This window comes from Erwinia psychrophila (assembly GCF_039023475.1).
GTDB lineage: Bacteria > Pseudomonadota > Gammaproteobacteria > Enterobacterales > Enterobacteriaceae > Erwinia.
This window is the reverse complement of the sequence record NZ_JBCHVB010000004.1, coordinates 284,525-307,103: the sequence shown is the minus strand read 5'-3', so window position 1 is coordinate 307,103 and position 22,579 is coordinate 284,525. Positions and strand designations below refer to the sequence as shown.

22 protein-coding genes and 1 pseudogene are annotated in these 22,579 nt (G+C 49.2%); 13 read left to right on the top strand and 10 right to left on the bottom strand.

Annotation, left to right across the window (positions count from 1 at the left end; all coding sequences use genetic code 11):
* Positions 1-2 precede the first annotated feature (2 nt).
* The 4 genes from AAH446_RS12490 to AAH446_RS12475 form a co-directional block, all read right to left on the bottom strand.
* Positions 3-329, bottom strand: coding sequence for a DUF1493 family protein (locus AAH446_RS12490; protein ID WP_342907004.1), 327 nt, complete (start codon positions 327-329; stop codon positions 3-5).
* The gene (locus AAH446_RS12485; RefSeq protein ID WP_342907003.1) at positions 323-787 is read right to left on the bottom strand and encodes an STM2901 family protein; all 465 of its coding nucleotides are present in this window, start codon (positions 785-787) and stop codon (positions 323-325) included. Before AAH446_RS12485 ends, AAH446_RS12490 begins: the two co-directional genes overlap by 7 nt.
* Before the next feature lie 324 nt (positions 788-1,111).
* Positions 1,112-1,438 (bottom strand): cupin domain-containing protein, encoded by a 327-nt coding sequence (locus AAH446_RS12480; RefSeq protein ID WP_342907002.1) that lies wholly within the window; start codon positions 1,436-1,438, stop codon positions 1,112-1,114.
* 9 nt (positions 1,439-1,447) lie between these two features.
* Positions 1,448-2,632 carry an oligogalacturonate lyase family protein gene (locus tag AAH446_RS12475; protein WP_342907001.1) on the bottom strand — a complete coding sequence of 395 codons (1,185 nt, stop codon included), beginning with the start codon at positions 2,630-2,632 and terminating at the stop codon, positions 1,448-1,450.
* 372 nt (positions 2,633-3,004) lie between these two features.
* On the opposite strand from AAH446_RS12475, the gene AAH446_RS12470 reads away from it, so the two are divergent.
* The 5 genes from AAH446_RS12470 (at position 3,005) to cui (ending at position 9,964) form a co-directional block, all read left to right on the top strand.
* Positions 3,005-4,567, top strand: a complete 1,563-nt coding sequence (locus AAH446_RS12470; RefSeq protein WP_342907000.1) for an MFS transporter — start codon at positions 3,005-3,007, stop codon at positions 4,565-4,567.
* A gap of 925 nt (positions 4,568-5,492) precedes the next feature.
* Entirely contained in the window at positions 5,493-7,721 is a 2,229-nt protein-coding gene (locus AAH446_RS12465) for a cytochrome P450 (protein ID WP_342906999.1), read from the top strand.
* Positions 7,718-8,566, top strand: coding sequence for a class I SAM-dependent methyltransferase (locus tag AAH446_RS12460; RefSeq protein ID WP_342906998.1), 849 nt, complete (start codon positions 7,718-7,720; stop codon positions 8,564-8,566). Before AAH446_RS12465 ends, AAH446_RS12460 begins: the two co-directional genes overlap by 4 nt.
* Before the next feature lie 32 nt (positions 8,567-8,598).
* Positions 8,599-9,138 carry an isopentenyl-diphosphate Delta-isomerase gene (idi, locus tag AAH446_RS12455; protein ID WP_342906997.1) on the top strand — a complete coding sequence of 180 codons (540 nt, stop codon included), beginning with the start codon at positions 8,599-8,601 and terminating at the stop codon, positions 9,136-9,138.
* Between the two features lie 307 nt (positions 9,139-9,445).
* Positions 9,446-9,964, top strand: a complete 519-nt coding sequence (gene cui / locus AAH446_RS12450) for a colicin immunity protein Cui (protein ID WP_342906996.1) — start codon at positions 9,446-9,448, stop codon at positions 9,962-9,964.
* A gap of 29 nt (positions 9,965-9,993) precedes the next feature.
* Here cui and AAH446_RS12445 read toward each other — a convergent pair whose 3' ends face one another.
* On the bottom strand, positions 9,994-11,373 hold the full coding sequence (locus AAH446_RS12445) for a colicin-like pore-forming protein (protein WP_342906995.1): 1,380 nt from the start codon (positions 11,371-11,373) through the stop codon (positions 9,994-9,996).
* Between the two features lie 530 nt (positions 11,374-11,903).
* Between AAH446_RS12445 and AAH446_RS12440 the strand changes: the two are divergent.
* From AAH446_RS12440 to AAH446_RS12430, 3 genes and pseudogenes are all read left to right on the top strand, one after another.
* Positions 11,904-12,011 (top strand): annotated as a pseudogene (locus tag AAH446_RS12440) (IS6 family transposase); the annotation flags it as partial.
* 251 nt (positions 12,012-12,262) lie between these two features.
* Complete coding sequence (gene kduD, locus AAH446_RS12435) at positions 12,263-13,024, top strand: 2-dehydro-3-deoxy-D-gluconate 5-dehydrogenase KduD (RefSeq protein ID WP_342906994.1); 762 nt, start codon at positions 12,263-12,265, stop codon at positions 13,022-13,024.
* Positions 13,025-13,049: 25 nt separating this feature from the next.
* A complete protein-coding gene (locus AAH446_RS12430) occupies positions 13,050-13,691 on the top strand; it encodes an RpiB/LacA/LacB family sugar-phosphate isomerase (protein ID WP_342906993.1) in 642 nt (213 codons plus the stop codon).
* Between the two features lie 114 nt (positions 13,692-13,805).
* Here the strand turns inward: AAH446_RS12430 and AAH446_RS12425 are convergent, their stop codons facing one another.
* Positions 13,806-14,438: a hypothetical protein gene (locus AAH446_RS12425; RefSeq protein ID WP_342906992.1), complete on the bottom strand. Its 633-nt coding sequence runs from the start codon at positions 14,436-14,438 to the stop codon at positions 13,806-13,808.
* A 148-nt stretch (positions 14,439-14,586) separates the two neighbouring features.
* Positions 14,587-15,183 (bottom strand): HD domain-containing protein, encoded by a 597-nt coding sequence (locus AAH446_RS12420; RefSeq protein WP_342906991.1) that lies wholly within the window; start codon positions 15,181-15,183, stop codon positions 14,587-14,589.
* Between the two features lie 63 nt (positions 15,184-15,246).
* Here AAH446_RS12420 and AAH446_RS12415 point away from each other — a divergent pair, with 63 nt between their 5' ends.
* From AAH446_RS12415 to AAH446_RS12400, 4 genes are all read left to right on the top strand, one after another.
* A complete protein-coding gene (locus tag AAH446_RS12415; RefSeq protein WP_342906990.1) occupies positions 15,247-15,711 on the top strand; it encodes a MarR family winged helix-turn-helix transcriptional regulator in 465 nt (154 codons plus the stop codon).
* Positions 15,712-15,812: 101 nt separating this feature from the next.
* Positions 15,813-16,241, top strand: a complete 429-nt coding sequence (locus AAH446_RS12410) for an organic hydroperoxide resistance protein (RefSeq protein WP_342906989.1) — start codon at positions 15,813-15,815, stop codon at positions 16,239-16,241.
* A gap of 192 nt (positions 16,242-16,433) precedes the next feature.
* Complete coding sequence (locus AAH446_RS12405; RefSeq protein ID WP_342906988.1) at positions 16,434-16,934, top strand: GNAT family N-acetyltransferase; 501 nt, start codon at positions 16,434-16,436, stop codon at positions 16,932-16,934.
* Positions 16,935-17,116: 182 nt separating this feature from the next.
* Positions 17,117-17,512: a VOC family protein gene (locus AAH446_RS12400; RefSeq protein WP_342906987.1), complete on the top strand. Its 396-nt coding sequence runs from the start codon at positions 17,117-17,119 to the stop codon at positions 17,510-17,512.
* A gap of 83 nt (positions 17,513-17,595) precedes the next feature.
* On the opposite strand, the gene AAH446_RS12395 is transcribed toward AAH446_RS12400, so the two are convergent.
* A complete protein-coding gene (locus AAH446_RS12395; protein WP_342906986.1) occupies positions 17,596-18,459 on the bottom strand; it encodes an alpha/beta fold hydrolase in 864 nt (287 codons plus the stop codon).
* A gap of 458 nt (positions 18,460-18,917) precedes the next feature.
* Between AAH446_RS12395 and AAH446_RS12390 the strand changes: the two genes are divergently transcribed.
* Complete coding sequence (locus tag AAH446_RS12390; RefSeq protein WP_342906985.1) at positions 18,918-19,184, top strand: hypothetical protein; 267 nt, start codon at positions 18,918-18,920, stop codon at positions 19,182-19,184.
* Positions 19,185-19,223: 39 nt separating this feature from the next.
* On the opposite strand, the gene AAH446_RS12385 is transcribed toward AAH446_RS12390, so the two are convergent.
* Together AAH446_RS12385 and AAH446_RS12380 are read right to left on the bottom strand one after the other, a co-directional pair.
* Entirely contained in the window at positions 19,224-20,156 is a 933-nt protein-coding gene (locus tag AAH446_RS12385; protein WP_342906984.1) for a DMT family transporter, read from the bottom strand.
* 828 nt (positions 20,157-20,984) lie between these two features.
* Positions 20,985-21,896, bottom strand: a complete 912-nt coding sequence (locus AAH446_RS12380) for a LysR family transcriptional regulator (protein WP_342906983.1) — start codon at positions 21,894-21,896, stop codon at positions 20,985-20,987.
* Between the last annotated feature and the right edge of the window lie 683 nt (positions 21,897-22,579).

The window sequence follows — 22,579 nt, the reverse complement described above, 5'->3', positions numbered from 1 at the left end:
GCTTAGTCATATAACCAGCGCCCGGCTTTGGCTGATTCGATCAGCATACCGATAGTGAAATCGGGTACGGGTATAGGGGGGAATTTTTTGAACGGATTCCATGAGAAAGGTCCATCAGGATAGTAGGTTTTAATATTGAAATTACCCCGTTCAACATTAAAAGTTTCGAAAAACGCATTCATCAGATCTTCAGCCTCAAGTTCATCAATACTCAAATCAGTATCGAGGTCAGTTTCAGGCGATAACTTCACCTTCTTTATGTTGAACAAATACGTGCCAGCATAAGGCCGTACAAGCTCATAAACGCTTTGCTCAATACTATTTACCATAACTTATCACTGCCTCGTGCTATGGTGTTGTAGTCGCGAATGGTGCGGTAGGTAATTTGTGTCATATCAGAAGCAAGAATAATTACGCCAATCAAGGGTATCGAACGCCCAACAAATGGGGCAATATTGCGAACCATAACATGGTGGGCTGTCCACGGAGTGTAGCCACCAAGCCAGGTAGGTAACGATATACCAAAGGGAAATTTTGTTTTCCCAAATACCGCTCTTGCTCCTTTAGAAGCGTAAGATGTGCCTTTGGTAGCATTGGCGAATTTGCCTCTTGTGCCTAAGTTGTTTCTCCCTGAGACAATGGCAACAATAGCACCAAAATCAGCGGCGCCGATTCCAAATTGACTAGCTGTATTCTCACAAAAAATCATGAACAGAAGTTCAGCAGCGGTTAGATTTGATTTTCCCGCATAAAAATATGTCCCATTAAGTTCCTCTACTGTATCCATGGATTTCCCTATCTTTTGAGCTTATGTAATACCAGTAATAACGTCCTGTAAGGGATGCGAGAAGAGCAGCATTTTAACCCCGTATTTCAAATCCTGACTTCTGAATTTTTATACTGAAAGAAGAAATAAGATTATTAAACTTCAGGACAAATAACGTATTACTTCTTTAACGTACATCTTCGTTCCGTTGGCCGGGTTCAATCACCCGGATCGCTTACTTAAATAAGCGATCCGGGATTCCCTCACTTGCCGCCTTCCTGCGGCCTGAATTATTCAGGATAAATGTGCGCCCGACTTCAGGTTTTTACCTCTCAGCTTCGTGAATCAGCCTGCCAGGAAATCTTCACGCTGAGGGGTAAAGGTATCGAGCAGCGTCCCGGCTTCCAGACAGATGCAGCCGTGTATCACGTCCGGCTTTTTATAGAGCGTATCCCCTGCCTTCACCTCATGCGTTTCATCCGCGATGGTGAAGCGAAACCGCCCGGAAAGGACATAGGTCAGCTGTTCATGCGGGTGACTGTGCAGCGGGCCGACAGCCTCTTTTTCGAAAGTGACTTCTACCGCCATCATTTTGCCGCCGTGCGCCAGAATGCGCCGAGTGACGCCCGCGCCCAGATCCTGCAAAACGGTCTCTTCTTTAAAGCAGAACATAGCCTTTCCTCAACAGTAAGTGCCGGCGCGATCGAACAGATCGTCCGGAAGCCTGGCCAGATAGAGCGCGGGTTTGCCCTCAACGTCTGAGGTAAACAGCACCTGTTTGTCGTCGGGCGTAAAAGAAGGGTGCGGATGGGTCACCTGACGATCGCCCTCCAGCACCCGCCATGAGCTGTGGTGGGCCGCCAGGCGCGCGGTCCGCTTCCGCTGACTGTCGAACACGTACAGCCAGGGATCGTTTTCAATGGCGTAGCTTGCCGCATCCTGCACGTCGACCGGCGAGCCGGAGCCGTCACCGACCAGCAGCGTGCCGTTATGGTTGCTCATCAGGTGGGAGCAGGCGGGCATCGCCATCACCACCTCATTATGGCCGCTGTCCGGATCGAAACGACAGATATGGCGCGCCTGCTGGCCTTTCAGGTAGGAAACGTACATCAGCGCCGATCCGTCCGGCACCCAAAACTCATGGGTGCAGCTTTCGCCCGGCGCGTGGTTTTTCACTTTGCGGACGTGAGTGCCATCTTCGTTGACCAGCCACATGCGGGCATCCACCAGATCGTGCGGGCCTTCGTGGCAGAACGCCACGCAGGCATCCTGGAAAGGGCGGTAGATAGGGTGTCCCAGCCAGACGTTATCCTGATGAATCATTCGTGACTCGCCGCTGGTCAGATCGACCCGCAGCAGGCGGCAGCGCGGTTTTTGGGTGAAGAAGGTGTGAAACACCTTCCAGTCCGTCAGCGGCATCCAGTCTTCACGGGCGATTTCGATGCCGACCAGGCTGGTACATTCGCTGTTCGCCACCCAGGTGCCGTAACCGACCCACTCCTCAGGAACGCGATAAACCACAGTTTCCCTGAACGTGTGCAGATCCACTTTACGCAGCTCCCGCTCGTTTTTGACGTAAAAAAGATGACGATCGTCCGGCGATAAAAAACCGCCGAAGGTGTTGTCGCCCGTCCCTTCGGTAAGCTGTACGGCCTGCTGCTGCCGGATATCCAGCAAATAATAGTTGCGGGCGCCGTCAAACTCACCGGCAAACAGCAGCTGCTTGCCGTCGCGCGTGAAACACTTCTGATAAAAGTAGTTACGGTGACAGAGGACGTCGGGCGGCGTCAGGCGCACGATCTCCGCACCGGTCTGCGCATCTCTGGACGTCTGGAAATGAAGCGTAATGCATGAACCCTTAGCCACACGACCTCCCTTATTAAGTAAGCGAACGACAAATGGGTCTGTTTTAAATTCAAAACGATGTTTCAAAAAACAGTTCAGATAATACTGCGATTAGGTCGCCCGCAAACGGCCAGCGTTAAGTTATGGGAGGTTTCTCACATAAATGCATTTGGACGCACGTCTCCTTTCTACAGCGGATATGCCCTGTTTTCCGCTAACCGATTGATTACTATTTTTATTCATTCGAAAACTGTTGAGAGATTTATTTTTAGTTTCGTGTAGTCATTATTTCTGCGTGAGTTTAATCACATTATTAGCCTGCCGGTAAAAGTATAAAACCCCCTCTTAATTATTTTTGAAACAATGTTTTAAATATATATGGAGCTTTTTGCTATGACGATAAATGAAAGTCTTAACAGTAAGGCTCGTCAGGTCAGGCTGGGTCATCAGCTTGCCTACGGTGGCGGCAATTTACTGGGCAGCGGCGCGCTGGCAATTGCGGGCGCCTGGCTCCTCTATTTTTATACGACGTTTTGTGGGCTGACGCTGCTGGAGGCCTCTTTTATTTTCTCCGCAGCCAGCATTATCGATGCAATCAGTAATCCCGTGATGGGCTACCTGACGGATAAATTTGGCAACACCGGCTTGGGTAAGCGCTTTGGCCGCCGTCGTTTCTTCCTGCTTATTGGCGCGCCGCTGATGATGGTTTATCCGTTATTATGGGTGGAAGGCTTCGGCTTCTGGTATTACCTGGGCACCTACGTGCTTTTTGAACTGATTTATACTTCGGTGATGGTGCCTTATGAGACGCTGGCGACGGAAATGACCGATGATTTCGCCACGCGCTCCAGGCTCACCGGCTTTAAGGCGATATTCGGCAAGTTAGCTAACTTCCTCGCGGCCTTTATTCCGGGCCAGTATATTCTTTTTTACGGCAAAGATTCCGCCACGCCTTTTTTACTGACCGGCCTGACCTATGGCGCGATTCTGTTTATTGCCATCGGCCTGCTTTATCTCTTTACGTGGGAGCGAAAAAATGAAGAAGTGGTCCGGCAGAAGCAGTCGCTGTGGAAAACGCTGATCTGCCTGGCGCGCGATATGCAGTCAACGTTTTATCTGCGCGTGTTCCGGAAGCATTTAGGGATGTACCTGTTTGGCTTCGGCGCGGAATGGCTGTTCGCATCGGTATTTACCTGGTACGTTATTTTTGTTCTGCAATACGATCCTTCAATCCTGGCCGGACTGAACAGCCTCAACGCCATCCTGCAACTTTTCTCCACCGCCATTTTTATCGGTATCTGCGTGAAAAAAGGCTTCAGCAAACCCTATATCTGGGCGCTGAGCATCGTCATTTTTGCTGTAGGTTGCTATTCGCTGCTGCATTTCTTCCATCTGCCGGTCTATTTATCCTCCGTTGCCATTATCGCGATTACCGTGGTGTTTGGTCTGGGGACGGGCGGCGTCTATTACATTCCCTGGACGGTTTACACCTTCCTGGCCGATGTGGATGAGGTCTTCACCGGCCGCCGGCGTGAGGGCATTTATGCGGGCGCGATGACCTTCTCCGGCAAAATTGTGCGATCCATTATTGTTTTCGCCATGGGCGTAATCCTCAGCTATTACGGCTTTCAGTCGAATACGCACGTTCAGCCGGAAAGCGCGATAACGGCGATCTCCTGGGTCTTTTTTGGCGGCGTTACCCTCCTTGCCCTGACGGCGATTGTGTTCAGCCAGCAGATGAAGCTCAACCGCAAAACGCACAGGGTTGTGCTGGAAGAAGTGGCCCGTATTAAAGCGGGTGGGCGGCTGAGCGATATTCCTCCCGCTTCGCGGGTGGTGATTGAAAATCTGGTGGGCTATCCCTACGAAGAGTGCTGGGGTAACAGCGTCATTTGCAAAAAAATGAAGCTGGCGCCGGAAAGGGTGGATGTTGAGGATCGTATCCAGCCCGTGTGATCGAAACGGATCTGGTCCTGGACAGCTGTAAAAGATCGACGCTTTATGTACAGGATCGCTGAGGGAAGGGGGGAAAGAGTCTGTAGCTGGCTGAGTACTCTCATTCCCCTGCGTTGGCGAGATTTTCTCTCTATATAGTCTTCATCCTGATAGCCCATTGTCTCAATGACAAATATATGTTTTTCACCGATGTGGGTTGTCGCTTCGGGAATAAAATCAGGCAATATAAATCCTGTCTCATCATCTACTGTGACCGTGTAATCGAAAAGAGGCTTTTTCAAGTAAAGACTTCGGGCTGATGCTCCCTTTTTCAGGGGTGAACACCACCTCTCACTTCGGAACCTGAAAGTGCCTCGTCACGCGTCACGTTATCAGAAATGAAAATCTGGTAAAAATTACGGCCACATTTTGCAGGCCAGGGTAAAGCCGGATTTTCCAGCTGTTGCACCAGGTGCTGCTGCTCTTCCTGCGTGATCAGGGGCAAGAATCGGCCGATCTCCGAAAGCTGACGACCACGACTCAGATGGCGACAGAGCCGTCTGCGTGGCGATTTTTTCCTGACAAGCCTCACGGCCATAATGTCACTCCTGTGATGTTTTAGGAGGCTGACGCTCAGTAAAACGAAAACTTACGTTAAGGAATTTTGATAATGAGATGATAAAAAAGGATCCCTTTACCCTTTATGAACTTGTTGTTTTAAACATAATAAACATTTGTACTGGGCCCAGTGGGAAAGAAGCTGAAAAATGCGAATTCTGCTTTTTGAACTGGATCTAATTAAAAACTACGCATCTGTGAAATGCTTGCAATAGTGCTTACTCATTGTTCATTCAGGGAGGTAGAGTGTTATCGCAGGCTTAGCCTTTTGATGACAGGAAAATTGAAGGAAAATTTTAAGGAAAAGTTGTTCCAAAAGGAGAGCATCATGAAACAAGTACACAGTAAAAGTGATCCAGGCATCAGTCACGATTGTAATTTACCGTCGACACCGCTGATCGTTCCTGATATTCAGTTTCCTTTCCCCGCCCCGCCTCCGCGTTCTGACAGTGAGCAGTTGCGGACGCATGCTCTCACTTGGGCGCAACGATACGGCTTGATTGGCCGCCGCGGGGCACATCGGCTGAGCGTTACACCGTTGCTCGAACTGGGGTTCGCGTTATGCGGGAGAGCTCCCACAGAACGCGCCGAAATTCTGGTGTGCTGGTATCTTTGGGCGCTTATTCTCGATGACCGTATCGATGATGGACCATGGGCGGAAAAAGGGGCGCTGGAGCGTTTCGTCACCGCGGTGCAGGCTGTGACCGGGAACGAAGACCGTGCTACTCTTTCGGGTAAAAACAGTCAATTTGATGACCCAATGCTCACCGTCCTTGTCGATGATTTGTGGCCGCGAACCCGATACTTGGGTGACGATCGTTGGCGGGATCAGCTCGTGCAACATTTGGTCCGGCATCTCCGCGCACAAGCGACGCTGGTACGAATGCGGGAAATCGACGCAGCGGTTACGTTGGCCAAGTATTTGCCATTGCGGCGGGATTCGTTTGGATCACTGTTCTTCTTTGATCTTATCGATGCGGCCGAAACTCTCGACCCGTACCAACATTCAGCGGACATCGAATGGTGGAACACACTGCGTGAACACTGCGCTAATATCATTGCATGGACGAACGATATCCATTCGGTTGCCAAAGATGTGGTTTGTGGTGAGCGCTTCAACTTGGTATCGATACTAGCGGACACCACTGGCATCGACTGGCCTACCGCGATGGAATCCGCCCATCAGATGGTGAAAACAGCTGTTGCAGAATTCACCGCAGCCGCTGCCCAGCATATCAATTACCCGCTGTCCAACGCGACTGACCCTGATCGCCTACGTCATATTGTCCGCGCGGCAGGCGACTGGCACCGAACCGTTTCTCGTTATCACCTGCAGAACACAAATTCTACGGCGCAGTCCAGTCGGCAGGTGGACCTGAAACTTACTCCTCCCACGCTGAAATCCCGGCAATTCGAAATCGACCCTTACCCCTTGTATGAGCGTTTACGGACTACTATGCCAATCGTATACGACGAGCCCACGGATGTATGGCTTATCAGTCGGTACGTGGATGTCAAAGCCGCATTGACCCACCCAAACGTGAGCAATAACAATTACACATGGCAGATTGGACCACTGCTGGGACGCACTATTGTCGCTATGGACGGTTGTGAACACGCTCAACACAGAGCGTTGCTTAGCCCGGCATTTCGCGGCAAAGCACTTGAAGTACTCAGAGACTCCATCACGTCTGTTACTGCCGACCTGCTGGCGCAGATGCATGGTCGAACTCAGGTTGATCTCATTGCCGATTTTACCTCGGTGTTGCCGGTACGCGTAATAGCGCGTGCGCTGGGTCTCCCGGCTGAAACTTCCCACGAAGTGGAACAGCTAAAAAACTGGTGTGCCATCGGCTTCTCTTATTTGGGTAACTATCGACAGGATCCGGCACTGTTGACTGGCGGGTTATCCAACCGGGATAGTTTCTATGACTTCATTCAGCCATATATCGACGCACGTCGTGCCCAGCCCACAGACGATTTGATCTCGCATTTCCTGGCGGCACGGATTGATAATCAGCCTTTATCCGAGACGTTCATCCGGGCTTACTGTGCAATCTTGATGACAGCGGGCAGCGAGACCAGTCACGGAGCCTTAGCTAATCTTATTGTTAATCTGTTGAGCGAGCCTGGTGTTAAAGATGCGGTAATGGCTAATCCCGACCTGATGGATAATGCGCTCACCGAAACTCTGCGGCGTAATCCTCCTTTGCAACTCGTACTCAGGGAAGCTACTGAATCACTGGATTTACCGTCAGGAACACTCCCTTCTGGTGCGACCTTTGCATGTCTAATCGGCTCGGCCAACCGTGATCCCGATAAATTCCCCGACCCCGACACCTTTAATATGTTGCGGCCCAATCAGACGACAAGCCATTTTGCTTTCGGTGCAGGACGTCATTTCTGCCTGGGAGCAATGCTGGCTCAAATGGAGATTACGACTGCCAGCCGTATGTTGCTACAAGCCTTTCCAAATGTGCGTTGGGCTCCGGGGTTTCAGCCAACAGAATACGGATTTCTCAACCGTTGTCCCAATCGACTGGAGGTAATACTGTGACCGTCACCGGCTCCGCAGGGGAACCCTGCTATACCCAAAGTTATCTCGGTGATCAGTGCGCCAGTCAATTAGCACGACTTCGCACCCTGGAATATGCCTTTGACCCGTTAAGTAAAACGGTTTTTGACCAGTTAGATCTTCCGGCCAAGTCCAGCATCCTTGATCTTGGTGCTGGTGCCGGATCTCTGGCAGGCTGGCTGGCCAGGCGATATCCCGATGCTACAGTCACCGCCACCGACATTGACACCCGATTCCTTATAGATATACCCGGCATTCGGGTGATAACCCATAATGTTGTGACCGAGGATTTTCCTGCTGCTTCCTTTGACGTGGTGCACGCTCGGGCGCTCCTGTGTCACCTCACCGACCGCGAAGAAATATTGACTCGAGCCGTCAGTTGGGTCCGTCCAGGCGGTTGGTTGGTGATAGAGGATGTGAGTCTGCAACCGAGTTTGAGAACTACGAACCCATTATTCCGGAAAATTGCCCAAGCTGGAATCACTCTCCTGGAGCGGTCCATTGGTTCCGATATGCTCTGGGCCGATACTCTCTCCAGCCGGTTACGTGCCAGGGGGCTATCCCAAATAGGGAATCGCACTCTCGAAGGCCACATCGGCGACAATAGCCCAGCCGATACCTTTTGGGCTGCAACCACCGCTCAGGCTGGACCAGCGCTGCTGAAACTTGGGCTACTCACCCAAAAAGACCTTGATGCCATGGCCAACCTGCGTGCCGATCCCGAATTTACTGACGCAGCTTTGACACTAGTCAGCGCCTGGGGACAAGTCCCCGGACTTGGGTTGAAAGGCGCAGTGCTGTCCCCGCACACTGACACCTCTGTGTAGAACGGGTGCGCAATTGCCAGAAGGGAACAAGAATGATCAATGATGTCGTGTTAGTTGACGCACAAGATGTACAAATCGGTGTTTGTGACAAACGCATCGCACACCTGGGAACGGGACAGCTCCATCGCGCATTTTCGGTGCATCTAATCAACAGCGCCGGGCGTCATCTACTTCAGCGTCGTGCTGCAGGAAAAATGCTTTGGCCAGATTTCTGGTCGAATGCTTGCTGCAGTCATCCGGCACCTGGTGAGACGATTATGGATGCTGCGTCTCGTCGCCTGCGTGAAGAATTAGGGATATCTGCCTCCTGTCGCTTCATATACAGTTTTGAGTATCATGCTCTCTTTGGCTCGATCGGTGCGGAACATGAATTATGTCATGTATTAGTTGCTCAATCTGACGATATGGTCTCCCCTTCGACTGAAGAAGTCAGCGAGATCACGTGGAAGACCCGAGCTGAAATATCAGCCCAGCTTTCAGAATCAGAGGCGCAATTCACACCCTGGTTTCGAATGGAGTGGCGTCGTCTTTTATCTGTGTACCCTTCGTTTGACACTGTAACGGCCAACTAAAACCGGGCGCCCATTCAGGCACATTGTTGTAATGCAACGTCAGCTTTTCGATCAAAGTAGTTTGTCAGCCTCATTTTGTTTAAAAAACAGTCGTGGCGTAGGATTGTTCTGGCGCAGGTTTCGCAGTAGCTCAAGCTAGTATTAAATGAGGAACACTTTTTTCTAAGCAAAAAGCCCGGTATAAACCGGGCACCTGGTGTCAGCTAAATATCATCATTGGCTATTTGCAACATTGACTTAATAAAGATATAATATTTTTAATTACTATTGTAAATTATAAATCGTGAAGATTTTAAAGGGTTTTATTATGAAAAATACTAATAAGAAACCAGGTAACACTTTATTGTTTACTTTTACCTTTCTTGGTGTGTTTCCGTTAATTTTAATTTTTTTAACGTACTTTGTTAATCCTGAGTGTTCTATTTTTCATTATATTTTTATTAACACAAAAAACATTCCCTCGGTGACTTCTGCATTCAATCCGCTAATGACAAAGGCAATGGACTTATACTGCAAGAGCGCCCCTTTACTTGCATTACTTGTTTTTTCCCTGACTTTTAAAAAAACAAAAACGCTGAAAATATTTAACAGAGGAAATACTGTTCGGTCCTGCTTATTCAGCCCATTTGTTTATGCCATTTGCATGTATCTTCTCATGTTTCGTAATTTCGAATTAACCATGGCAGGCAGACCATTAAAAATGATGTCCGAGAATAATACAGGCTTACTTTTCTCTTACCTAATGATATATATTGTTATCTTTTTTATGACTTATGCAGTATGTTACGTTCCAGTAATATCACTTAAATTATATAAAGAGAGGTAACAGTAAACTGCTCCCCTCCTGTTACCTCTCTAGTGGGCCGAACTGATGATTTCACTATTCAGTTTATTAATAAATTTATCATCAATCATAGCACCAATTATAGCGGCCATCATAATCCCAAGAATACCCACTGCAACAGCAGGCACACCGGCAAGTACAAGCATTCCGCCGACCGTTGCAGAGAAAATTGCCAGCGCTACAGATGAGGCTATACCGCCCACTACCCACGCCTCGACCTCACGCAACAAAGGCCCCCAGTTTCCTGTTTTATACCCCTCAATACTCTTTTCTTTAACATTGTTAGCTTTTATTGCGTAATCTGCTACCTTAAATGTCTTTCCAAGAGCCGAGAACTTGTTACTCAAATCATCTGCATTCAGGACCTGCCATGCATTGATAATAGCACTTTTATCGGCAGCATTTATTTTTAAGTTAGGATTTGCGAGTAATTTATTTAAAGATTCTAAAGCCTCCTCATAATTTCGGATTGTTTTACCTTGAAAGTTTCTTATGTTTCCAGACAGTTCTCTTGCAAGAGAACTATATCTGTTCCCGAGATAATTCCCGGCCTTATCACCTGCACTGATAATGACCTCACTGGCTTTCAGTATCGTTTCTTTTTCAGACTCTTTTATGAGTGGTGCAAAATTCTGGACTGTTTTTTTGGCATTGCTGACTGAAAGTAATGAAGGCATATTACCATTTGCTGTAATGGCCATGTTATTGAGGTCACCGTTCCTCACAATCACTTTGTAACTGAGATCCTTTCCTTTATCCATATAGTGCAGAGTATAGGTATCTGTACCATTAACAGTAGAATAAGTGAGATGTCTCAAGAGCTTAATTGCAACATCCTGGCCAGTATAAGAGAATGCTCCTTCCCGGTAAAATTGCCAGTTTTTATAATTTTTCTGTACATTTGGTAATTTACCAGAAAAGAACTCAGTTGAATCAACATTTCCATCCCCCAGTAAACTGTTTTTCTGCGGTGTTTTTACTGTGTAGCGATGGCCTGTATCGATATCACCGACGACTCCAATAAGTCCGGGGCTGCTGAACCCCATGACCAGGCCAGTAAGACCTAATTTTTTACCCTGTTCAGCATTCAATCCCGTAACCACCAAGACCATGATCCCGTCGGGAGAGATACGAGCTATTGAAAATTTCGCAGAAGGATTAATCTGTCGCGCAGCAACTAACATTTTTCCCAGTTTAGTACGAAATGCAGAGTCTCTCTGCACGGCTATAATCTGCTTTAACGCGGGAGACGAGGCCTCAGTACCTGTCCAACTGCTGGCATTGTTGTTTCCGCTATTACCAGTAGAACCGCCACCAAGTGCAGGCCCGTCACCCCTTTCTGAGCTCCAGTTCGTACCATCACCAAGTCCACCATAACTAAATCCGGGCATATAATTCTCCTTCTCAATTTTAAGAAATATTAGTGTTAATTAGCTTATTAACTTACCCAAAAAACATAGTTAGAATCGAATTATCAATTACGGTTTAAAGAATAATGTCTTTTGACAGGACATTTTTTTGGCCTTATCCCAGCAAAAAAGTGAATGCCTGTTCATCCAGAATTACCAGTACATCTGGATTCACTGATGACGTTATCTAAATATTAATGACGCCTGTCATAGTTAACATCATCCGAATAATTAGTAGTTCATTCCATTAATCTTTAAACTTTAGTGGCCTACATTACCTGCAAAAACCATTTTATAAACCAAAACAAAATCAGTCGCAAGATAAAATTTATATTTATCTGATATCTATAGAAATTGGCAGGTATACAGTTTTCACCAGGAAATATTCCAACAAAAAATATGAGTATTAACAGGCGAAGTAAACCGCCATACAGTCTGACTGTTATGGGTAATATTTCCCTCGCCCGGATCTAATTACGCCGCTGGGGTTATCTGTATCGCGCCGTCGATAAAGGGGGTTTAAAGTGATGTTTGCGCTGCGTAAGGGGCAGGCAAAGTCATTTTACTTTGGTCAGTACCAAGGTGAAATGCGTCTGATGAGCAGAGGTTTTGAAATATAAGGCTCAGACGTAAAGCCCGCATCCTGCAAGCGTTGCACGATATAGCTAAGCTCGGGTGGTTGTTGATATGGCATTTTATTAAAAAAGAAACGTTGTTTCATATTAATTTGAATGTGCTTCGCAGCCGCGTTAAACTGTGGATTCTTTGCCGGGCAAACCGTTGCCCGGATGTCACCCTAAGGGTGTGGGTTGCGATCACAGTACACTGCCGCGCCGTAACGCCCTTTTCTGCACCCACAAAGGAAGAGAGCATGATTCTTGATAGTTTTGCACTGAAGGATAAAGTGGCGATCGTTACCGGCTGCGACACGGGGCTAGGGCAGGGAATGGCGACAGGACTGGCGCAGGCAGGCTGCGATATCGTCGGCATCAACGTGGTTGATCCGGTGGAAACCGCAGAAAAAGTGTCCGCGCTGGGTCGCCGCTTCCTGAGCCTGAAAGCAGATCTGAGCGATCTGACGGCGCTGCCGGCACTGCTTGAAAAAGCGGTGGCGGAGTTTGGTCACATTGACATTCTGGTCAACAATGCCGGGATTATCCGCCGCCAGGATGCGATCGACTTTTCCGAAAAGGACTGGGACGACGTGATGAATCTGAACATCAAAACGGTGTTCTTTATGTCTCAGGCCGTTGCCCGGATTTTTATCAGGCAGGGAACCGGCGGAAAAATCATTAACATCGCCTCTATGCTCTCTTATCAGGGCGGCATCCGCGTTCCTTCCTACACCGCCTCGAAGAGTGCGGTGATGGGCGTCACCCGCCTGCTGGCGAACGAATGGGCGCAGCACAATATCAACGTTAACGCGCTGGCTCCGGGCTATATGGCGACCAATAACACCCAGCAGATACGGGCAGATGAAGCGCGCAGCGCGGCTATCCTTGAGCGTATCCCTGCCGGGCGCTGGGGCCTGCCGGACGATATGATGGGGCCGGTCGTCTTCCTGGCATCCGCGGCATCAGACTACGTAAATGGTTACACCCTCGCGGTGGACGGCGGCTGGCTGGCCCGTTAACTCAGACCTGCTTCAGGAGAATTTCATGAATATCGCATTAATGATGGAAAACAGCCAGGCGGCCAAAAACGCCGCCGTACTGGCCCAGCTTCAGGCCGTGGCGGAGCAGAATAACGACGCCGTTTTTAACGTTGGTATGAGCGATGAGCAGGATCACCACCTGACCTACATTCACCTGGGCATCATGGCGAGCCTGCTGCTTAACGCAAAAGCGGTCGATTTTGTGGTGACCGGCTGCGGTACCGGCCAGGGCGCGCTGCTGTCGCTGAACATTCACCCCGGTGTGACCTGCGGCTACTGCATCGACCCGGCTGACGCCTTTCTGTTTGCCCAGATTAATAACGGCAACGCGCTGGCGCTGCCGTTCGCCAAGGGCTTCGGCTGGGGCGCGGAGCTGAACGTACGCTATATCTTTGAGAAAGCCTTTACCGGCCGTAAAGGCGAAGGCTATCCGCCGGAGCGTAAAGAGCCACAGGTGCGCAATGCGGGCCTGCTTAACCAGGTTAAAAACGCGGTGATGAAGGAGAACTATCTGGATACCCTGCGCGCCATCGACCCGGAGCTGGTGAAAACCGCCGTCAGCGGTGAGCGCTTCCAGAAATGCCTGTTTGAACAGGGTAAAAATCAGGAAATTATTGGCTTTGTACGCAGCCTGCTGAACAGCTGATTTTCCGGTAATTCCCCCGTCAGCTGCCCTTTGCCGCTGACGGGGATACTTTGTTTTTTCAACGAATATCCGGCGCTGCGTTAAATATTCGCTTCTGATGTCGCACCGATGCCGTTAATCAACGAGTCGCGAACTGGCCGTTACGCTTTCCGCGCCATATAAATAGCGCCAGGTGGCCAACAGGCAGAGGCTGTAGCCCAGCAGCTCACAGACTTCCTCAGCCATATTTTTTACCGCATGGTTATAGTCGCCCTGCATCAGGTACCGCCAGAACTCGTGCATACCGAACAGCCGTGAGAAAACCAGCACGACCAGCAGGCCTGCGGCCATCATGCCCCAATCCGGATGTCGTAAAAAATCAGCCAGCCCGGCGAAGGTGCGTGCAGGCTGAAGCGCGGCGATGGCCACACAGGGCGCCGTTACCGCCAGCGCAAACCAGACCCAGCTCCCGTGTGAAATCTCATCGAACAGAAAATCCAGCTCGCGGATCAGCATACAGCTGAAAAAGCCACCGACCAGCGTCAGCGACGGGCGCAGGCCGCGGTGGCGGTAGGCGTGCCAGAAGAACAGCAGAGCGATAACCAGCAGCATCAGCTCCTGCGCCATCTCGGTCAGGGAGTTTTCATGAATGGCATTGTTTACGTAGCGTACGTCAATAAAGACCAGCCCCATCATGGCGCAAAGGAAAACGGCGCAGGCAATAAATGCCAGCGCCCGGTTACGGATAAAAGTTATATCGGATTGCATAATGCCCTCTTGTTATCAGGAGGGCGATTATAGGAATGAGGAATGTGTTGGCTTACCAATTAATGCCAGATAGTCGCGTACCGCACATACGGGTAATGGCTGATGTACAACGCTGCGCCAGATGGATAAAAACTAGTCATCCGGAAGGTTAACGTTCTTCAGGAGGGGCATATTTTTGTTCCTGCCTGGTAAACCAGGCCGCGGGAACCCGGTAAGGCGGCTGGGTCAGCGTCTCTATGCCGCGCTCAATAATCGTGGACGCCTGCTGCCAGAGTTCGCGATCGCCTGCGGTAAGCAGGGCGATCTGAACGCGCTTCTCCACAAGATAGACGCGGGCAAAGTGCGCATCAAACTGAATGATGGCCCGTGTATTATCAATGATATCGGCCAGCTTGATGGTTTGCGCATCACCGGAAGCTTCAGCCGTATGGCGAAAGTGTGCCACCTTACGCGCCGCCCGGTTTTTTGCCTGCGGCTGGGCGCTGTCGGTCAGCATCTCTACCAGGCTTGCCACGTCGCGTCCAAAGTGGCTCTCAATATCGCCCGGTGTACTTGACGTATCCTCTACGGTATCGTGCAGCCAGGCCGCCGCCAGCATAATCTCGTTACTTGTTACGCTGCGTACCAGTTCCACTACCGCTGCCGGATGTACGATATAAGGTTCACCGGTATATTTTCTGCGCTGGCCTGCTTCCGCATGCGCTTTGGTCGCATAGCGCCGGGCCCGTTCTTCCAGTGAGTCCATGAGCTTCTCCCTTATGGCGAAAATTCGCTTGCAATTATGTAGTGCGCTATTTATATTTTGATCATGACACTTCAACAAGATGACAAAAAAGGGCAAATCTCGCCACTGTTGCTTGACCAGCAGCTCTGCTTTGCTCTTTATTCCGCCAATCTGGCGCTGAACAAGCTGTACCGGAAGCTGCTGACGCGGCTGGATATTACCTATCCACAGTATCTCGTTATGCTGGTGCTGTGGGAGCGGGATGATGTGACGGTTTCTGATATCGGCGAGCGCCTGTTCCTGGATTCTGCGACGCTGACGCCCCTGTTAAAAAGGCTCGAAGCCGCAGGGTTGCTTAACCGTCAGCGATCAAGAAAGGATGAGCGCCAGGTGGTCGTGACGCTGACCGAACAGGGCCGCAGCCTGCGCAGCGAAGCTCAGGAAATCCCGGACGCGGTGTTCTGCGCCACATCCTGTGATGGCGAAACGCTGCAGTCGCTGAAAAAAGAGTTGGAAAGCCTGCGAAATAAACTCAACGGCCAGGCATGACGGCGGCAGAGTGCCGCTATACTGAAAATTGTGACGATGCTATAAATAGCGCGCTATTAAATAGCGCATATAATTTATTTCTCATCTCCAGGAGTGACAGAATGACTTTAGAAAACGTAGTGTACCGCGCAAAAGCGAAAGCCACCGGTGGTCGTGACGGCCGCGCCACCTCTTCCGACGGCGTGCTGGATGTGAAGCTGGGCGTTCCCAAAGAGATGGGCGGCGCGGGCGGCGAAGCGACTAACCCAGAGCAGCTTTTCGCTGCCGGTTACTCAGCCTGTTTTCTGGGCGCTATGAAGTTTGTTGCCGGTCGCGACAAGATTGCGATGCCTAAAGAGGCGTTTATTGAGGGTGAAGTGGGCATCGGTCCGATTCCAACCGGTTTTGGCATTGAGGCGAAGCTGAATATCCACCTGGAAGGGATGGATGAAGCGGAAGCGAAAAAGCTGGTGGATGCCGCCCATATCGTTTGTCCTTACTCCAACGCAACGCGCGGCAATATTGATGTGACGCTGAACATCATCAGCTAAGTCCTCCGAATCGGGCCGGCGTACGCCGTCCCGGTTTTCTTATGCGCTCCCTCCTTCCGCTTTTCCCACAGAACATGCTTATACGCAGGCAAAATGCCTGTAATGTGGCACAGCGCCAACTGCTTAACAGCTAACAGCTAAGCAGAAAGAGAGCTGTGTTAGCATCAGGCTTTACCTGTTCTGGAAGGCGTTATGACCGGGAACAATCAAGTCAGTCTGGTGCCTGCAAAGGCTCAGCGGCACGTCGTTGAAAACCTTTTTCACTATTACGTCTATGAACTTGCCGCAATGGGCAAATGGCCCTGTAGTGCTGAGGGCGTTTATACCTTCAACGCCTCCTTACTCGACCCCCACTGGCAGCGTGACGATCACTGGCCTTATCTGATCTATCAGGATAATGAGCTGGCCGGTTTTTGCCTGTTACGACGCTATCCTTTTAACCCTGAGCGTTACGATATCGATCAATTCTTCATCATCCGCAAATTTATGGGTTCAGGCGTGGGCAAGGCAGCATTCAATTTAGCCGTAAAAAACTTTCCGGGGAGATGGCAAACAAGAGTGATGCTGGAAAACCTGCCGGCGCTTAAGTTCTGGCGTTCTGCTATTGGCGCGCTTACTCAGGGTGACTTTACAGAGCAAATCCAGACCGATGATGACTTGCAGATGCACTTCATTACCTATGATGTGTGTTAACAGGGCGGAACGCCTGCCTGATACCTAAAAACGCAGGCGGGATTACGGTTTTTTATCTGGCAGGATGCCCGTATTTCCTCAGTACTGTCTAATTTGGGTTCAGTCAGTTAGTCGCTAATTTTCAGTAGGTTAAAATATGTGTTAAGCCACCCCTGTCTTGGTCATCTAAAAGGAAAATAACATTGAGAACGCAGAAAAGAGGTATGGGCTATGTCGCCATAGTGGTAGATGATTACGATCGTGCAATCGACTACTACACCACGAAATTAGGCTTTCATCTTGTGGAGGATACGCCACAGCCGGGTAAGCGTTGGGTAGTTGTTACGCCAGCCCCTGACAGCGGCTGCAACCTTCTTCTTGCCAGAGCGTCGAATGATCATCAGGCCTCTTTTATTGGCAATCAGTGTGGGGGCCGCGTTTTTCTTTTTCTTCAGACCGATGACTTCTGGCGCGATTATCATTTCATGAAGGAAAACGGCGTACATTTTTGTGGGGAGCCGCGCCAGGAAGAATACGGAACGGTTGTGGTTTTTGAGGATATCTACGGTAACCGCTGGGATCTCTACCAGAATGCCTGACTGAATAACCGCCGCCCGGCGGTTTTTTGTTACGTCCGGCCAGCGTCCGGTAACGTGCGCATTTCCATTGGTTCTTTAGAAGCTTAGTCTTTACCCATCAGAAACAGACTCAGTTTAGCGGCAAGTTCTTCCGGGGCTTCCTCCGCCATATGATGTCCGCTGTTTAAGGTTCCACTACGGACATCACTGGCCCAGTTTTTCCATATGGCAGGAATATCAGCATATAGTTCGCCTAAATCATCATGTTCAGACCATAAGCACAGTACGGGGCACGCTATTTTTCGGTTATTTCTCCGGTCTTCTTCTTCATGAAGCCGGTCTATGGTTAAGCCTGCCCGATAGTCCTCCAGCATGGTATGAACAGTTTCGGGATCGTGTATCGCCCGCCGGAAGTCCTGATACTCCTCATTACCCATAGTTACCGGCTGACCACCGTACCATGCATCCGGATCTGACAAAATCGCCCGTTCCGGTTTATCCCGCTGGGCGAAGAAAAACCAGTGATACCACTGTCGTGCAAAGCGTTCATCGCAACGTTCAAGCGCCTCAAGTATTGGCACACAATCCAGCACTGCCAGACGCGTGATTTTTTCAGGATGATCCAGCGCGGCACGATAGGCCGTATAACTTCCCCGGTCGTGTCCGACGATGGCAAATTGATGAAATCCTAAATTGCTCATCAGTTCTACGCAGTCTTTTGCCTTAGCCCGCTTGGATGAACTGGCGTGGTCTGGCAGGTCGCAAGGCTTAGAAGACTGACCAAATCCCCGCAGATCGGGGCAAACAACGGTAAAGTGCGCGGCAAGAATCGGAGCGACTTTTGACCATGTTGCATGCGTACGGGGATGACCGTGCAGAAGGAGTACAGGTGGGCCATTACCCCCATAGCGGACATTCAGAACGGCACCGGAAAGGGTGATCTTCTCCTGCACAAATCCTTCAAACATGTCATCGTTCCCCTTGTTGTAAGTCTGAACTATAGCTCGCTTTGTCTGCCTGGCCCTCAGCCCGGTCAAACGCCGTCAGAAACAGGATCCCCCGGATCGACTTTACCTTCAGCAGCGATTATTATTCCCCTTATCATTTTCCCGGGCGTGAGATATTGCGGTTATTTGCCTGACAATCTAGATGGCGGCGCTGGCGGGTACACTCTTCGCATCAACGGCAACTAACTAAATTAAAAAATGATTTTATCGATTTTTTTCATGTCCCTGATATTCGGTCTCTGGACGTTTATCGACAGTTATCTTTCATACAAGAAGGGTATTTTTAAAGAGTATCGGAAAATGGCTCCCTATATTTACCACTACAGGGGCGACAGCACCTTTATCCCTAAAATAGTCGGAAATATTCTGCTGGGAGGCTTTCTTATCGGGTTTGCTGTCTGGCTCTGGTTTGACCAATTATGAATACAGTATTCACTAATATGGATCTTGAAGGCGTTGCTCTTGCCTCTGTTTCCTATGTCAGCGCTATCTGGATGCTTCTGCACGGCATCAGAGGTTATCAGACGGGTCTTATTATTGAGTCCCGGAAAGGGACTTCCGTTAAAGATTACTACTACCGCGGCGATATTAGCTTTTACGTTAACGTCTTCTTTTATATTGTCGGAGGAACAGCCATGACAGGATTTGCTACCTGGCTATTGATGGTTAGTCTGGGCTACTGGTAGCGCCTGCGGCATTCAGCTTTTTCCTTCGTTGTTAACGCCTTAAACCGTATCGGTGCGGCGCCTGCCCGGTCTGAAAGGCAGCAGGCCGGGCGGTAAGGTAATCACGGCCAGGCAGGCGACGATCAGGCCGACCCCGGCCCAGCCGGAAGGCGGCAGTCGTTCCCCAACCAGCAGGACGGCCAGCAGGGCAGCAACCACCGGCTCCAGCAGAGTAATGGTGGTCGCCATGCTGGCGGGAATTCGCGCCAGCCCGTAGCCATAACAGAGATAGCCCACAAACATCGGCACCAGCGCCATATAAATGCCGACGGCGGCATTATTCCAGGCCGCCAGCAGCGGCGCGCCGGTCAGCAGCAGCACCGGCATCAGCAGGAGACCGCCAGCGCCAAAGGTGGCGCCCATCGCCGCGCGGGGAGCCACGCCGCCCTGCATTAACCGCCGCGCTGACCACGAATAGAGGGAATAGGTGAAGCCCGCCAGCAGCCCCAATAGCATGCCCGCCACGACATGGTTATTCCCGCTACCGTGCTCACCGCCTTCCGCCAGGCAGAGCAGAACCATTCCGGCAATGCCTGCCGCCGCGCCGCATATCCACTGCCTGGTGAGGCGCAGCCCGTCAAGGCGGTATTCAATCAGTGCGGAAAGCAGCGGCGCAGAGCCAATGGAAATCACGGTGCCGACCGTGACACCGGCATAGCGCATGGAGGCGTAGAAGGCGAGAGGGTAGACCGCCACTGCAACGGCGCCGGTCAGCAGAAAACGCCGGTGGCGGGCAATCAGGCGGCGCTGACGGGTAATGCTGGCGGCAGCAATAAGCCCCTGCAGCAGCCCACCAATCCCCATGGCAACCGCGCCTACGGCCAGCGGGCTAAGATCGGGTGCATAGGTGGCGGCCGTGCCGGTGGTACCCCAGAGGATGGCCGCGACGAGCACGCCCGCCGTGCCGCCCAAACGTTGCCCTGATGAGAGCATCAGTATGCCTCCATCATCTGTCTGGCGATGATGCCGTTGCTGTAAAACAGTATGCGTGCCGCACCTGGCAGCTTTTCATAAGCGGTTTCTGAGCTTGCAGAGCGCGGTGGCATAAAACGGCTTCCTTACAGGATAAGTAGGTAGACCAGTCTATCTACAAAAAAGGATTGAGCAACCGACGACGGTAGCGATCTGCTGCCGTTCTGCGACAGAAAGTTGAGGGGCCTTTTAGCTGATAATTTTACCCGGCACCCGTAATACCGCGTTTGACATGGAAGCGTGCGGAGGAGGATAAAAGCGGGTGTGCTTATCACTAATGTTAGCGAAGCTACGAACCTACTATTTTCTGATAGTTGTACGTAAGGATTTAGGCCCAGCGTAATTCCCTTAGAATAGACCGAAAGTACCATCGCATTGACTACAATATTATTTCTGCCAGTAACTTACTTTACAATGACTTACGATATCGGAAAAGATCTCGCATTTTTAGTTCTAATAAATAAAAATTATAATCCTCTTTAAATCGAAGGGCTGTCGAGAAATATTCATTACTTTTTTAGGTGAGGGTAATAAATGATCATCAATGACACATAATCAATAGAGACTCCATAAACATGTAAGGTATTTCGGTGAAAAGTTCAATTAACACGCTTTTTTATGCGAAAACTTCATCATACTTGTTACAACTCATGAGGTTAGCATTAAGCCAACGTAAATAATAGAGAGCTATTGTGGAGTAAAATGCCTTAATTTAAGCGCAGATGGGTAAGAAATAATTTTATAAGGAAGTATGGAATGGTTGCATCCTGAACATTATAGCTTTCGCAGTCAGACAGATTTTTCGCTAAAATAACGAGTCTGAGGCAACTCACTACTCATAAAGTCTGCAAAAGCTCTCACTTTTGGAGATAAGTGTCGATTTGATGGCCATATTAACGACATGGAGCCCAGAGGTAGCATATATTTTGTTAAAACAGGTAATAGTAATCTGTTTTTAAATGCTTCTTCAGCGACATAAACAGGAAGGTGAGCGATACCTAATCCGTCGATAGCGGCTCTCAAACCGGCATGTGTGTTATTAAATATAAGATTTACCGGAAGCTCTAAATTTTCATAAGGAGTCTTAAAAGACCAGCTTGCTATACGGCCACTTGAAGGATATTTGAAATGAATGCAACGATGGCTCAGTAACTCAGCTGGCGACTCCGGAATGCCATAACTTTTAAAATAATCTTGATTAGCGCAAACAACAAAATATTGTTCGCCTAGTTTCCTTCCAACCAGGCGTGAGTCGGCCAGCTCTCCGCTTCGTACCGCGACATCAACTCCCTCAGCAATAATATCAATAACACGATCCTTAAAATCAATGTCGAGTTGTATTTCTGGATACTTTTGCAGAAATTTTGGAAGTAATGGCATCAATAGAGTGTGCCCAAAAATTTGCGGTACGCTTACGTGTAACCTGCCTTTAGGCCTTGCCCTGGTTTCAGCTATAAGTGCCCGGGCATGACGGATTTCATCAAGGATGATTTTGCACCGTTCATAAAAAACGATGCCCTCTTCTGTCAGGCCAATACTGCGAGTTGTTCGATGGAAGAGCCTTACACCAAGTTCATCTTCAAGACGTGCCACACTCTTAGCAACCGCGGAAGAAGAGATGCCCAATACCCTGCCAGCAGCAGCATAGTTTCTAAGTTCTGCAGCATAGACGAAAACATTGATACTTTTTAAGCTTTCCATTAGCGCACCGTATTGAGGAATTTTTTTCCTTAATGTAAGTACAGTGACAGATATTTACAATGAGCCATAGTGATTTTAGTCTTGGTAAGAACTTAAAATAAATAGTCAAATGAAAGCATTTCTGAATTGCAAAAAGGACATCTTAAACTGACTGTTACATCAGAAAGTTATAGAAGAGTCAGATAAGTTATTAAGTATAGGAAAATGTATTTTCACATAATGAATTATCATCTTTCATTAAATCAGATGGAATGCCTGACATATTTTTATAGAGACTTTTTTTATAGGGGTTTTATGGGTGAAATTTCGCATAATATTATCCCTATTAATACATTAAGTAATAGGTCGAAGATCCATTTTTCAGGTTAAATTTTGGTCTGGATGCATGATGTCACAAATTCTTTGAAATTCATTAATATGCAAAAGGCTATTCTAATGTTCTGGCCGAACATATGGGAGATTACAGTTCATCAATCGAAGGAAATTCTACCTTAGCGATAAATTTATTCATGACAAAAACCTGCAATGGCTGTTGCATTCTCAGGTTCTGATCGCGAAAGTGATGACACCCTGGCCTTAATATTGGTTATGAGATTGTATCTTAGTAAAAATATAATTATGGGTTATATGGAGGGGTGGTTCTTATTTTCATATATTCGCACTTATATATCTTAGCCGGAAAT

What these genes read in the sequence shown, in the direction of transcription:
- AAH446_RS12490 (WP_342907004.1), bottom strand. Translation starts at nt 329, where the DNA reads ATGGTAAATAGTATTGAGCAAAGCGTTTATGAGCTTGTACGGCCTTAT.
- AAH446_RS12485 (WP_342907003.1), bottom strand. Translation starts at nt 787, where the DNA reads ATGGATACAGTAGAGGAACTTAATGGGACATATTTTTATGCGGGAAAA.
- AAH446_RS12480 (WP_342907002.1), bottom strand. Translation starts at nt 1,438, where the DNA reads ATGTTCTGCTTTAAAGAAGAGACCGTTTTGCAGGATCTGGGCGCGGGC.
- AAH446_RS12470 (WP_342907000.1), top strand. Translation starts at nt 3,005, where the DNA reads ATGACGATAAATGAAAGTCTTAACAGTAAGGCTCGTCAGGTCAGGCTG.
- AAH446_RS12465 (WP_342906999.1), top strand. Translation starts at nt 5,493, where the DNA reads ATGAAACAAGTACACAGTAAAAGTGATCCAGGCATCAGTCACGATTGT.
- idi (WP_342906997.1), top strand. Translation starts at nt 8,599, where the DNA reads ATGATCAATGATGTCGTGTTAGTTGACGCACAAGATGTACAAATCGGT.
- cui (WP_342906996.1), top strand. Translation starts at nt 9,446, where the DNA reads ATGAAAAATACTAATAAGAAACCAGGTAACACTTTATTGTTTACTTTT.
- AAH446_RS12445 (WP_342906995.1), bottom strand. Translation starts at nt 11,373, where the DNA reads ATGCCCGGATTTAGTTATGGTGGACTTGGTGATGGTACGAACTGGAGC.
- kduD (WP_342906994.1), top strand. Translation starts at nt 12,263, where the DNA reads ATGATTCTTGATAGTTTTGCACTGAAGGATAAAGTGGCGATCGTTACC.
- AAH446_RS12430 (WP_342906993.1), top strand. Translation starts at nt 13,050, where the DNA reads ATGAATATCGCATTAATGATGGAAAACAGCCAGGCGGCCAAAAACGCC.
- AAH446_RS12425 (WP_342906992.1), bottom strand. Translation starts at nt 14,438, where the DNA reads ATGCAATCCGATATAACTTTTATCCGTAACCGGGCGCTGGCATTTATT.
- AAH446_RS12420 (WP_342906991.1), bottom strand. Translation starts at nt 15,183, where the DNA reads ATGGACTCACTGGAAGAACGGGCCCGGCGCTATGCGACCAAAGCGCAT.
- AAH446_RS12415 (WP_342906990.1), top strand. Translation starts at nt 15,247, where the DNA reads ATGACACTTCAACAAGATGACAAAAAAGGGCAAATCTCGCCACTGTTG.
- AAH446_RS12410 (WP_342906989.1), top strand. Translation starts at nt 15,813, where the DNA reads ATGACTTTAGAAAACGTAGTGTACCGCGCAAAAGCGAAAGCCACCGGT.
- AAH446_RS12405 (WP_342906988.1), top strand. Translation starts at nt 16,434, where the DNA reads ATGACCGGGAACAATCAAGTCAGTCTGGTGCCTGCAAAGGCTCAGCGG.
- AAH446_RS12395 (WP_342906986.1), bottom strand. Translation starts at nt 18,459, where the DNA reads ATGTTTGAAGGATTTGTGCAGGAGAAGATCACCCTTTCCGGTGCCGTT.
- AAH446_RS12390 (WP_342906985.1), top strand. Translation starts at nt 18,918, where the DNA reads ATGAATACAGTATTCACTAATATGGATCTTGAAGGCGTTGCTCTTGCC.
- AAH446_RS12385 (WP_342906984.1), bottom strand. Translation starts at nt 20,156, where the DNA reads ATGCTCTCATCAGGGCAACGTTTGGGCGGCACGGCGGGCGTGCTCGTC.
- AAH446_RS12380 (WP_342906983.1), bottom strand. Translation starts at nt 21,896, where the DNA reads ATGGAAAGCTTAAAAAGTATCAATGTTTTCGTCTATGCTGCAGAACTT.